This window comes from Paenibacillus sp. 01T424, assembly GCF_056398745.1.
In genome coordinates this window covers 15,004-27,523 of record NZ_JBFTPZ010000048.1, presented here as the reverse complement: position 1 = coordinate 27,523, position 12,520 = coordinate 15,004, and the positions used below count along the sequence as shown (strand labels likewise).

General features: G+C 45.9%; 7 protein-coding genes. All 7 read right to left on the bottom strand.

What is annotated here, in order from left to right; all coding sequences use genetic code 11:
* Positions 1-18: 18 nt before the first annotated feature.
* Positions 19-1,209, bottom strand: a complete 1,191-nt coding sequence (gene tuf, locus AC1DPK_RS28075; RefSeq protein WP_076271433.1) for an elongation factor Tu — start codon at positions 1,207-1,209, stop codon at positions 19-21.
* 115 nt (positions 1,210-1,324) lie between these two features.
* On the bottom strand, positions 1,325-3,400 hold the full coding sequence (fusA, locus tag AC1DPK_RS28070; protein ID WP_441885619.1) for an elongation factor G: 2,076 nt from the start codon (positions 3,398-3,400) through the stop codon (positions 1,325-1,327).
* Between the two features lie 29 nt (positions 3,401-3,429).
* Positions 3,430-3,900, bottom strand: coding sequence for a 30S ribosomal protein S7 (gene rpsG / locus AC1DPK_RS28065; protein WP_028609662.1), 471 nt, complete (start codon positions 3,898-3,900; stop codon positions 3,430-3,432).
* 66 nt (positions 3,901-3,966) lie between these two features.
* Positions 3,967-4,389: a 30S ribosomal protein S12 gene (gene rpsL / locus AC1DPK_RS28060; RefSeq protein WP_441885615.1), complete on the bottom strand. Its 423-nt coding sequence runs from the start codon at positions 4,387-4,389 to the stop codon at positions 3,967-3,969.
* A gap of 256 nt (positions 4,390-4,645) precedes the next feature.
* A complete protein-coding gene (locus AC1DPK_RS28055; protein WP_441885613.1) occupies positions 4,646-4,876 on the bottom strand; it encodes a ribosomal L7Ae/L30e/S12e/Gadd45 family protein in 231 nt (76 codons plus the stop codon).
* 238 nt (positions 4,877-5,114) lie between these two features.
* A complete protein-coding gene (gene rpoC / locus AC1DPK_RS28050) occupies positions 5,115-8,741 on the bottom strand; it encodes a DNA-directed RNA polymerase subunit beta' (protein ID WP_441885610.1) in 3,627 nt (1,208 codons plus the stop codon).
* Positions 8,742-8,836: 95 nt separating this feature from the next.
* On the bottom strand, positions 8,837-12,385 hold the full coding sequence (gene rpoB, locus AC1DPK_RS28045) for a DNA-directed RNA polymerase subunit beta (RefSeq protein WP_076271437.1): 3,549 nt from the start codon (positions 12,383-12,385) through the stop codon (positions 8,837-8,839).
* Positions 12,386-12,520: the final 135 nt, after the last annotated feature.

Genomic DNA, 12,520 nt, shown 5'->3' with positions numbered 1-12,520 from the left:
CGGCTAAGCCGCAATGAATTATTTTTGGATAGAAGCTACAGCGCCAGCGCCTACAGTACGGCCGCCTTCACGAATAGAGAAACGAGTTCCCTCTTCAACAGCGATTGGAGCGATAAGCTCAACCGTTACAGTGATGTTGTCGCCAGGCATAACCATTTCAGTACCTTCTGGCAAGTTGATGATACCCGTTACGTCAGTTGTACGGAAGTAGAACTGTGGACGGTAACCAGTGAAGAAAGGCTTGTGACGGCCACCCTCTTCTTTAGTTAGAACGTAGATTTGTGCAGTGAAGTTAGTGTGTGGTTTAACCGAACCCGGTTTAGCCAAAACTTGACCACGCTCGATGTTGCTGCGGTCTACACCACGAAGCAAAGCACCTACGTTGTCACCAGCTTGAGCGGAGTCAAGCAATTTACGGAACATTTCAACGCCTGTTACTACGGACTTACGGGATTCTTCAGCAAGACCGATAATTTCGATCTCGTCGCCAACTTTGATAACGCCACGCTCAACACGACCTGTAGCAACAGTACCACGGCCAGTGATTGTGAATACGTCCTCGACAGGCATAAGGAAAGGCTTAGCAGTATCGCGCTCAGGAGTAGGGATATAAGTATCCACTTGCTCAAAAAGCTCGATGATTTTTTCAGCCCAAGGACCATCTGGGTTAGCAAGTGCTTCACGAGCTGCACCACGGATGATTGGAGTGTCGTCGCCTGGGAACTCATACTCAGAAAGAAGGTCACGAACTTCCATTTCAACTAGCTCAAGAAGCTCTTCGTCTTCAACCATGTCGCATTTGTTCAAGAATACAACGATGTAAGGTACGCCTACTTGTTTCGAAAGCAAGATGTGCTCACGAGTTTGTGGCATAGGACCGTCAGTAGCGGAAACTACAAGAATAGCTCCGTCCATTTGAGCAGCACCAGTGATCATGTTTTTTACATAGTCGGCGTGACCTGGGCAGTCAACGTGTGCGTAGTGACGAGCAGGCGTCTCATACTCAACGTGAGCTGTCGAGATCGTGATACCACGCTCGCGCTCTTCTGGAGCTTTATCGATTTGGTCGAATGCGATTGCTGCACCGCCGTATTTTTTGGAAAGTACAGTTGTGATAGCTGCAGTCAAAGTCGTTTTACCGTGATCGACGTGACCAATAGTACCGATATTAACGTGCGGTTTGTTACGTTCAAATTTTGCCTTAGCCATTGAACTTGAGCCTCCTCAATTTAACATCATATTTTTTATGTGTGGCCGACATTTGGCTCGCAAGCAAACCAAAATGACGGCAAAAGCAATTTGTTGAGCGCTAGTCCAAAAACGATTACTCGCCTTTGTTTTTAGCAATAATTTCATCAGAGATTGATTTAGGAACTTCTTCATAGTGAGAAAGCTCCATGGAGAATACGCCGCGTCCTTGTGTACCGGAACGTAGTGTAGTGGAATAACCAAACATCTCGGAGAGAGGTACCTTGGAGCGGATAATTTGTGCACCTGCACGAGTATCCATACCTTCGATACGACCACGACGGGAGTTAAGCATACCCATAACATCGCCCATGTACTCTTCTGGAACAGTAACTTCAACTTTCATGATTGGCTCAAGAAGAACTGGCTTACATTTTTCTTTGGCAGCTTTAAGCGCCATCGAACCTGCAATTTTAAACGCCATCTCCGAGGAGTCAACATCATGGTAAGATCCGTCAACAACAACAGCTTTAACATCAACGAGCGGGAAGCCGGCTACAACACCGTTCTTCATTGACTCTTCGATACCAGCTTGGATTGGAGCGATAAATTCACGAGGAATTGATCCACCAACTGTTTTGTTTTCGAATATGAAGCCTGTACCAGGCTCAAGTGGTGAAAACTCAACCCAACAATGACCGAATTGACCTTTACCACCGGACTGACGAACGAACTTACCTTCAACCTTCGCAGCTTGACGGAACGTTTCACGGTAAGCAACTTGTGGTTTACCAACGTTTGTCTCAACTTTGAATTCGCGGAACATACGGTCAACAAGGATCTCAAGGTGAAGCTCACCCATACCAGAGATAATTGTTTGGTTTGTTTCTTCATCCGTATGTGCACGGAAAGTAGGATCTTCTTCAGCAAGCTTGGAAATAGCGATACCTAGTTTGTCTTGGTCAGCTTTCGTTTTTGGTTCGATAGCAACCGAGATAACCGGCTCTGGGAAGTTCATCGATTCAAGAACGATGATGTGCTTCTCATCACAAAGTGTATCACCAGTAGTCGTATCTTTCAAACCTACAGCTGCAGCGATATCGCCGGAATAAACTTCCGTGATCTCTTGACGGCTGTTTGCGTGCATTTGAAGAATACGTCCAATACGTTCACGTTTGCCTTTTGTTGAGTTAAGGACATACGAACCGGATTTTAGTACACCAGAATACACACGGAAGAAAGTAAGTCTACCAACATAAGGGTCAGTCATGATTTTGAATGCCAAAGCCGCGAAAGGCTCTGTGTCTGAAGATGGACGTTCTCCTTCTTCACCGTCTTCAAGAGTACCTTTGATAGCTGGTACATCAAGAGGTGAAGGCAGGTAATCCACAACAGCATCCAACATCGGTTGAACACCTTTGTTACGGTATGAGGAGCCAGCTACAACTGGGAAGATTTTAACTTCGCAAACACCTTTACGGAGTGCTGCTTTAATTTCTGGAATAGTGATTTCTTCACCTTCCAAATATTTCATCGTTAATTCTTCATCCAATTCTGCTACTTTCTCAATCAATTCCGTACGTAGTGCATCTACTTGCTCTACATACTCAGCTGGAACTTCAACTTTTTCAGGGTCTTTACCAGTATCGTCTTTGTAGATATAAGCTACACGTTCAACGATATCGATAATACCTTTAAAGTCGCTTTCCGCGCCGATTGGAATTTGAATTGCTACGGCATTGGCACCTAGACGCTCACGCATGTCTTTGATTACGTTTAGGTAATCAGCACCAATGATATCCATCTTATTTACGTAGGCAATCCGAGGTACGTTGTAACGGTCAGCCTGACGCCATACGGTTTCAGACTGTGGCTCAACGCCTTCTTTTGCACTGAAAACCCCAACGGCCCCGTCCAATACGCGTAGGGAACGTTCAACTTCAACAGTGAAGTCAACGTGTCCCGGGGTGTCGATAATATTAATGCGGTGTCCATGCCATTGAGCAGTTGTCGCGGCAGACGTAATCGTAATACCGCGCTCTTGTTCCTGTTCCATCCAGTCCATCGTAGCTGCACCTTCGTGCACCTCTCCGATTTTGTGAGTACGGCCCGTGAAGAACAAGATACGCTCAGTAGTTGTTGTTTTACCAGCATCAATATGCGCCATAATCCCGATGTTACGCGTATTTTTCAAGGAGAACTCTCTTGCCATAAAATTGTCTCCTCTCGAATGTAAAAATTCTACCAGCGGTAGTGAGCAAACGCTTTGTTTGCTTCAGCCATTTTGTGAGTATCTTCGCGCTTTTTAACAGCTGCGCCAGTGTTATTGGAAGCATCTGTGATTTCAGCAGCTAAACGCTCTTCCATCGTTTTCTCACCGCGGTTACGTGAGTAGTTCACGAGCCAGCGGAGACCAAGTGCCGTACGGCGCTCTGGTTTAACTTCGATAGGCACTTGATAGTTTGCACCGCCGACACGGCGTGCTTTAACCTCAAGTACAGGCATAATATTTTTCAAAGCAGCTTCGAACACTTCCATCGGATCTTTACCCGTGCGTTCTTGAATCAGTTTGAAAGCATCATACAATAGTGTTTGTGCAACGCCTCTTTTACCGTCAAGCATAATGCGGTTGATTAGGCGCGTTACCAGTTTGCTATTATATAGCGGATCTGGAAGCACATCGCGTTTCGTTACAGGACCTTTGCGTGGCATGAGAAAGTCCCCCTTTCTTCTAATAGTTGCTATTTCTAGCATTTCAATAACCTGTTAAGGTTATGATTATGATTTTTTAGCTTTCGGACGTTTCGTACCGTATTTCGAACGAGCTTGCATACGGTTGTTTACACCTGCAGTATCAAGTGCACCGCGAACGATGTGATAACGTACTCCTGCTAAGTCTTTTACTTTACCACCACGGATCAAAACAACGCTATGCTCTTGCAAGTTGTGTCCGATACCTGGAATGTAAGCCGTAACTTCTAAGCGGTTCGTTAAACGAACACGAGCATATTTACGAAGTGCGGAGTTCGGTTTCCTTGGAGTCATTGTACCTACACGAGTGCACACACCGCGTTTTTGAGGAGCGCTGATGTTTGTAGCTTCACGTTTCAATGCATTGAAACCTTTTTGCAATGCCGGCGATTTCGATTTAACGACTTTCGCTTGGCGTCCTTTACGGACTAGCTGGTTAATAGTTGGCATGTTGCCACCCCCTTCCCTATATTCATGTCTTTTGAAAATATAAGCATTTATAAAGAAGTTGTTTATAAATCAACTTATATTCTTTCGCGTAAGCGGGCTCTTCCCACCAAAAGGCGGCATTAGCTGTTTACGCATGTATGGTAGACATTTTACCTAAAATTAAGCCCACAGATCCAGGCGGATCATAAAAGAACAAACAAAAGTTCTCGCCAGCTAATCATCGTTAAATAATCAACTAACAAAAACGGCTATTGCGTTATTCTTCTTCGGTTACGAGCGCTGCCATCGCGGCCCCAACATCGATGCCGCAGGTTTCCCCAAGCTCTACCATCGTGTCGATCCATTTCATTGGAACTCCCGCCCGCTCACATAGATGAACAATCTTCTCTTTCATCTGCGGATCTGCATCTCGTGCGATATAGACTTTAATGGCTCTTTGTTGCTCGAGCATCTTCGTCGTTTGCTTCGCGCCGACTTTGAATTGCATGATAATCACCTTCAATTCAGCGAACACACAATTAGGCACACTTCGATATAATATCACCTACTATGTGCTTGTGTCAAGAACCTTCTAGGATAATCACTTGTAAACTTTTTGTAAATGAATTTCATACTGTAAACATATAAAAGAGCGGTCATCTTCCGCTTCCAAGGAAACGGAAGATGTGACGCTCCTTCGATATTAGTTAGTATCCGGTTTTAAGAACATGATCTGTTCAAGCCGACTAGTCGACTGTTACAGCTTCTGTTTCTAGTTCGCCTTCAACTGCAGTAGTTGTTTCATCTTCAAGTCCAGCAAAACGAATGTTACGATAACGGGCCATTCCAGTACCTGCTGGAATCAACTTACCGATAATAACATTTTCCTTGAGTCCAAGCAACTGGTCAACTTTGCCTTTAATAGCTGCATCAGTCAATACACGAGTTGTTTCTTGGAAGGAAGCTGCTGACAAGAACGAATCTGTCTCAAGCGATGCCTTCGTGATACCGAGCAAAACTGGTTTTGCAACAGCTGGTTCGAGATCTGCGAAAATCGCAGTGCGGTTTTGAGCTTCATATTCATGAATATCAACGAACGCACCAGGAAGCAACGTTGTGCCGCCTGCATCTACGATACGAATTTTACGGAGCATTTGTTTAATCATGACCTCAACGTGCTTGTCATTGATTTCTACCCCTTGATTTCGGTAAACGCGCTGTACTTCTTGCAAAATGTAGTTTTGAACGCCACGGATACCTTTGATACGCAGCATATCTTTAGGGTCAATTGAACCGTCCGTCAGCTCATCGCCGGCTTCGATTTGTTGACCTTGCGTTACGCGGATACGCGAACCATAGGTAACAGCATACACTTTCGATTCCGCTTCACCTTGAACCTCGATTTCACGACGGTCCTTAGCTTCACGGATTTCTTTAACCACACCGTCAAGCTCAGAAATAATCGCTTGACCTTTCGGATTACGCGCCTCAAACAACTCTTGGATACGCGGCAAACCTTGTGTGATATCGTCTCCCGCAACGCCGCCCGTATGGAACGTACGCATTGTGAGCTGTGTTCCTGGCTCACCGATGGATTGAGCTGCGATAATACCTACCGCTTCCCCAATCTCAACGTGTTTACCAGTTGCAAGGTTACGTCCGTAACAGATCTTACATACGCCATGACGAGCACGGCAGCTTAGTACGGAACGAATTTGCAGTTTTTCAACGCCAGCGTCGATAATTGCATCCGCTTTGTTCGAGTCAATCAACTCACTGCGGTTAACAATGATCTCGCCTGTTTTTGGATTACGAACCGTTTCAAACGCATAGCGGCCTTCAATACGGTCATAAAGATCTTCAATAACCTCTTTACCGTCTTGAATTTTGCTTACAGAGAAGCCTTTGTCGGTACCACAATCTTCTTCACGCACGATTACGTCTTGTGCAACGTCAACAAGTCGACGAGTCAAGTAACCGGAATCGGCAGTACGAAGTGCAGTATCGGCAAGACCTTTCCGCGCTCCGTGAGTGGAAATAAAGTACTCGAGTACTGTAAGACCCTCGCGGAAGTTCGATTTAATTGGCAACTCGATGATACGACCGGATGGATTGGCCATCAAACCACGCATACCGCCAAGCTGTGTAATTTGAGATTTGTTACCCCGTGCTTTGGAGTCCACCATGAGCATGATGTTGTTGTAACGATCCATCGATTTCATAAGAACTTCGGTGATCTCGTCTTTACATTTACCCCAAATTGTAATGATCCGGTCATAGCGCTCTTCGTTTGTAATCAAACCACGACGGTATTGATTCATAACGGTAGCAACCTTCTCATCGGAGCGCTTCATGATTTCGTCTTTCTCTTTCGGAATGATAACGTCAGACACGCCGATCGTAATACCAGCCTTAGTTGAGTAAGTGAAACCAAGCTGCTTAATGCGGTCAAGAAGCATCGCAGTAAGCGTAGTGTGGTATTGGCGGAAACATTCTGCAATAACTAATGCAAGATAGTCTTTACCTACCGCACCAGGCGTTTCGATTGCATCCAGGAATTTAGGAAGATCGGCGCCTTTTTCGTAAACGAAATATTTATCTGGTGTACCGTGCAATAGGTTCGTTTTCGTTGCTTCGTTGATATAAGGGAAATCTTCAGGGAAAATTTCATTGAAGATGACTTTACCAACTGTCGTAACGAGTAACGAATTTTGCTGCTGCTCGGTGAAGTTAACTTTTTTAAGCACACGAACCGGAATGAAAATTCTGGCGTGCAAGGAAACAATACCACGTTGGTAAGCAGAGATCGCTTCGTTAATGGTACCAAATACGGAACCACTGCCTTTAGCCTCTTTGTTATCCATCGTCAAGTAGAAGCTTCCTAGTACCATATCCTGTGAAGGAGTAACGACCGGTTTGCCGTCTTTCGGGTTAAGGATATTGCCTGATGCAAGCATTAGCAAACGTGCTTCCGCTTGTGCTTCAGCAGACAATGGAACGTGAACGGCCATTTGGTCACCGTCGAAGTCAGCGTTGTAAGCTGTACATACGAGTGGGTGAAGCTTAATTGCGCGACCTTCAACCAAGATAGGCTCAAACGCTTGAATACCTAGTCTGTGAAGCGTCGGGGCACGGTTAAGCAATACTGGGTGCTCCTTGATTACTTCCTCAAGAACATCCCATACCTCAGGGCTTACGCGTTCAACCTTGCGCTTCGCACTCTTAATGTTATGTGCTAGGCCTTTATTAACAAGCTCTTTCATAACGAAAGGCTTGAACAATTCTAGTGCCATTTCCTTAGGAAGACCGCACTGGAACATTTTGAGGTTTGGACCTACTACGATAACCGAACGACCAGAGTAGTCAACCCGTTTACCTAGCAAGTTCTGACGGAAACGTCCTTGCTTACCTTTAAGCATATGGCTGAGGGATTTAAGCGGACGGTTACCCGGACCTGTAACAGGGCGACCGCGACGACCGTTATCGATCAATGCGTCAACCGCTTCTTGCAGCATCCGTTTTTCATTTTGCACGATAATATCAGGAGCGCCCAGATCAAGCAAACGCTTCAGACGGTTGTTACGGTTAATAACACGACGATACAAGTCATTGAGGTCAGAAGTCGCAAAACGACCGCCATCAAGCTGTACCATCGGACGAAGCTCAGGAGGGATGACAGGAAGCACGTCTAGAATCATCCATTCCGGTTCGTTGCCGGAATTGCGGAATGCTTCTACCACTTCAAGACGTTTGATCGCACGATTGCGTCGTTGTCCTTGAGCAGTACGCAGTTCTTCTTTCAATTGCTCCAATTCTTTGTCAACGTCGATATCTTGCAAAAGTTTTTTAACAGCTTCGGCACCCATACCAGCATGGAATCCATACCCGTATTTCTCACGGTAGCTGCGATATTCTTTCTCCGATAGAAGTTGTTTCTTCTCAAGTGGGGTATCACCTGGATCCGTTACGACATAGGATGCAAAATAAATGATCTCCTCAAGCGAACGAGGTGACATATCAAGTGCAAGGCCCATACGGCTTGGAATCCCTTTGAAGTACCAAATATGAGAAACTGGAGCTGCTAGCTCGATGTGACCCATACGTTCGCGGCGAACTTTAGCGCGAGTTACTTCAACGCCACAGCGATCACAAACGACACCTTTATAGCGTACACGTTTGTATTTACCGCAATGACATTCCCAGTCTTTTGTAGGTCCAAAAATTTTCTCGCAGAAGAGTCCTTCCTTCTCCGGTTTTAAGGTCCTATAGTTGATCGTCTCCGGTTTTTTAACTTCTCCGCGGGACCACGAGCGAATTTTATCCGGCGAAGCCAGACCTATCTTCATATACTCGAAGTTGTTCACGTCCAACAAGGAGCAACCCTCCTCCGTCATGTATGACAATGTCTATCTAATCAGCTAGATTCCGTCATAGGCGCGTGACCATTTGACGGAATCTAGCAACTAGTTTATTCAGCAGCGCCGACTTCGGCACCTTCTATATTGAGGTTAAGCTTATCGCCTGTTGCCTCGTCTTCATCATCCATTTCCTTCATTTCGATCTCTTCTTCATTCTCGGATAGAATTTTAACGTCCATACCCAAACTTTGAAGCTCTTTGATCAAAACTTTGAACGATTCCGGAACACCTGGCTCTGGTACGTTTTCGCCTTTAACGATGGATTCGTACGTTTTAACACGACCAACCACGTCATCGGATTTAACAGTCAATATTTCTTGAAGCGTGTACGCAGCGCCATATGCCTCAAGCGCCCATACCTCCATCTCCCCGAAACGTTGTCCACCGAACTGTGCTTTACCACCGAGCGGCTGTTGTGTAACGAGTGAGTAAGGACCAGTGGAACGGGCATGGATTTTATCGTCGACCATGTGCGCCAGTTTGATCATGTACATGACCCCAACCGTAACTTCACGTTCGAAATTCTCGCCTGTCCGTCCGTCATACAGTACGGTTTTACCGTTACGCTGCATGCCTGCTTCTTCCATCGTATCGAAAACGTCATTCTCGCGCGCGCCGTCAAATACTGGCGTAGCCGCGTGGATGCCGAGATGCTTACAAGCCATACCCAAGTGAACTTCAAGCGCCTGACCGATGTTCATCCGCGACGGTACGCCGAGCGGGTTAAGAACAACTTCTACAGGTGTGCCATCCGGTAGGAAAGGCATATCTTCTTCAGGCATGATACGAGCGATTACCCCTTTGTTACCATGACGTCCGGCCATTTTGTCGCCTTCGGAAATTTTCCGTTTTTGAGCAATATAAGCACGAACCAGCTGGTTAACGCCTGGTGGCAATTCGTCGCCATTCTCCCGCGTAAATACTTTAACGTCAACAACGATACCGTCTGTACCATGCGGCACACGTAGCGATGTATCACGTACTTCACGAGCCTTCTCACCAAAGATAGCGTGCAGCAATCTTTCTTCCGCAGTTAGCTCTGTTACACCCTTAGGCGTTACTTTACCAACTAGGATATCGCCAGCGCCGATTTCAGCTCCGACACGAATGATTCCGCGCTCATCTAGGTTGCGAAGAGCTTCTTCACCGACATTTGGAATGTCGCGTGTAATTTCTTCAGGTCCAAGCTTCGTATCACGAGCCTCAGACTCGTATTCCTCGATGTGAATGGATGTATAAACATCCTCTTTCACTAGCTTTTCACTTAGCAGGATCGCATCCTCATAGTTGTAGCCTTCCCACGTCATGAATGCAACAACGACGTTGCGTCCAAGAGCCAATTCGCCTTTTTCAGTGGAAGGACCATCCGCAAGGATATCACCTTTTTTAATAACGTCGCCTTTACGTACAAGCGGGCGTTGATTGATGCACGTTCCTTGGTTAGAGCGCATAAACTTGTGTAGTTTATGTTTTACCAAGTCACCAGTAACCGGCTTGCCATCGATTTGCTCGACGCGACGAAGCCAGATTTCATTTGCGGAAGAACGTTCGATTATACCGTCATGCTTCGCTACGATACAAACGCCTGAGTCTTTCGCTGCTTTGTGCTCCATACCTGTACCAACAAGTGGTGATCTAGGTATAAGAAGCGGTACCGCTTGACGTTGCATGTTGGATCCCATGAGGGCACGGTTGGAGTCATCGTTTTCCAAGAAAGGAATTAACGCTGTCGCAACAGATACTACCTGTTTAGGCGATACATCCATGTAATCAACGCGATCACTAGGCATAGTCAAAATGTTGTCGGCTTGTTTATTGTAACGAACGATCGTATTCTCTTCTGCAAACTTGTCGTCTGGAGTCAGCTTCGCATTCGCTTGCGCGATTACGTAGTTATCTTCCTCGTCAGCAGTCAGATATGCGATTTGTTCTGTAACAATTCCAGTCTTCGGATCTACCCAACGATATGGTGCTTCAATGAAGCCATATTCGTTAATACGAGCAAAGGAAGACAAGGAGTTGATCAAACCGATATTCGGTCCCTCTGGCGTCTCGATCGGACACATCCGCCCATAGTGGGAGTGATGGACGTCACGAACTTCAAAGCCCGCGCGTTCCCGAGTCAAACCGCCGGGTCCAAGTGCTGACAAACGACGCTTATGCGTCAATTCAGCAAGCGGATTCGTTTGGTCCATAAACTGGGACAGCTGCGAGGAGCCGAAGAACTCTTTTATAGATGCAATAACCGGACGAATGTTAATTAGCGCTTGCGGCGTAATTGCATTCGCGTCTTGAATGGACATTCTCTCACGCACTACGCGCTCCATACGAGACAGACCGATACGGAATTGGTTTTGAAGCAGCTCGCCAACAGAACGCAGACGACGGTTACCCAGATGATCGATATCATCCGTGCTGCCTACGCCATGAAGCAAGTTGATAAAGTAGTTAATGGAAGAAATGATGTCCGCAGGCGTGATATGCTTGACGGATTTATCAATAATTCCATTCGCAATAACTTTAATTACTTTGCTTTCGTCATATGGTGAGAATACGCTGATCGTTTGTAGTGGAATACTATCAGCATCAAGAACGCCATTAGCTACATGATACGTTTTGAAACCAACATCCTTCTCAAGCTTCTCGAGAATTTCATCAAGCAAGCGGCGGTCAATCATTTGTCCGGACTCAGCAATAATTTCGCCAGTCGCAGGATCAATTAGATTTTCCGCAAGACGTTGATTAAACAAACGGTTCTTGATGTGAAGTTTTTTGTTTATTTTGTAACGGCCTACATTGGCCAAGTCATAACGTTTTGGATCAAAGAAACGAGCAACTAGCAAGCTCTTTGCATTATCCAAAGTCGGAGGCTCGCCTGGACGAAGACGCTCATAAATTTCAATAAGCGCTTTTTCAGTCGAATCCGTGTTATCTTTGTCTAACGTGTTGCGAATGTACTCATCATGGCCTAGCAGTTCAAGAATCTCAGCGTCAGTACCGAATCCAAGCGAACGCAAAAGTACCGTTACCGGTATTTTCCGGGTCCGGTCAATACGAACGTAGATGATATCTTTAGCATCCGTTTCAAGCTCTAGCCAAGCGCCACGGTTAGGAATAACAGTAGCTGTGTAGTTTTTCTTCCCGTTCTTATCGACCTTCGTGCTGAAGTACACACTCGGGGATCGAACCAATTGGCTGACTATGACACGCTCGGCTCCGTTAATAATAAACGTACCCGTCTCTGTCATAAGCGGGAAATCACCCATGAAAACTTCTTGTTCCTTTACTTCGCCAGTTTCCTTATTGAAAAGTCGCACCTTAACGCGTAAAGGAGCTGCATACGTCACATCGCGCTCTTTTGATTCATCGACCGAATATTTCGGTTCGCCCAAGCTATAGTCGATAAACTCAAGCGATAGATTGCCCGTAAAGTCCGAAATCGGAGAAATATCTTGGAACAACTCAATTAGGTCGCTGTCCAAAAACTTCTCATACGATTTTTGTTGGATTTCAATCAGGTTCGGGACTTCCAGCACCTCGTTGATCCTGGCGTAGCTTCTGCGCGCGCGCCGACCATACTGAACAAGTTGTCCTGCCAACTTAACCTCACCCCTCATGTCTGTATCACAGCATCGATAATCACTGCGTCACTATAGACGAACCAGCCGCCTATATAGTCAAATAAAGAAAAGCCCTTATCGAATGGTTCGAAAAAAGAGCATGTTCCGGCAGTT

Bases quoted from the DNA above. Each gene is read 5' to 3' on its own strand.
- tuf (WP_076271433.1), bottom strand. From the start codon at position 1,209: ATGGCTAAGGCAAAATTTGAACGTAACAAACCGCACGTTAATATCGGT.
- fusA (WP_441885619.1), bottom strand. From the start codon at position 3,400: ATGGCAAGAGAGTTCTCCTTGAAAAATACGCGTAACATCGGGATTATG.
- rpsG (WP_028609662.1), bottom strand. From the start codon at position 3,900: ATGCCACGCAAAGGTCCTGTAACGAAACGCGATGTGCTTCCAGATCCG.
- rpsL (WP_441885615.1), bottom strand. From the start codon at position 4,389: ATGCCAACTATTAACCAGCTAGTCCGTAAAGGACGCCAAGCGAAAGTC.
- AC1DPK_RS28055 (WP_441885613.1), bottom strand. From the start codon at position 4,876: ATGCAATTCAAAGTCGGCGCGAAGCAAACGACGAAGATGCTCGAGCAA.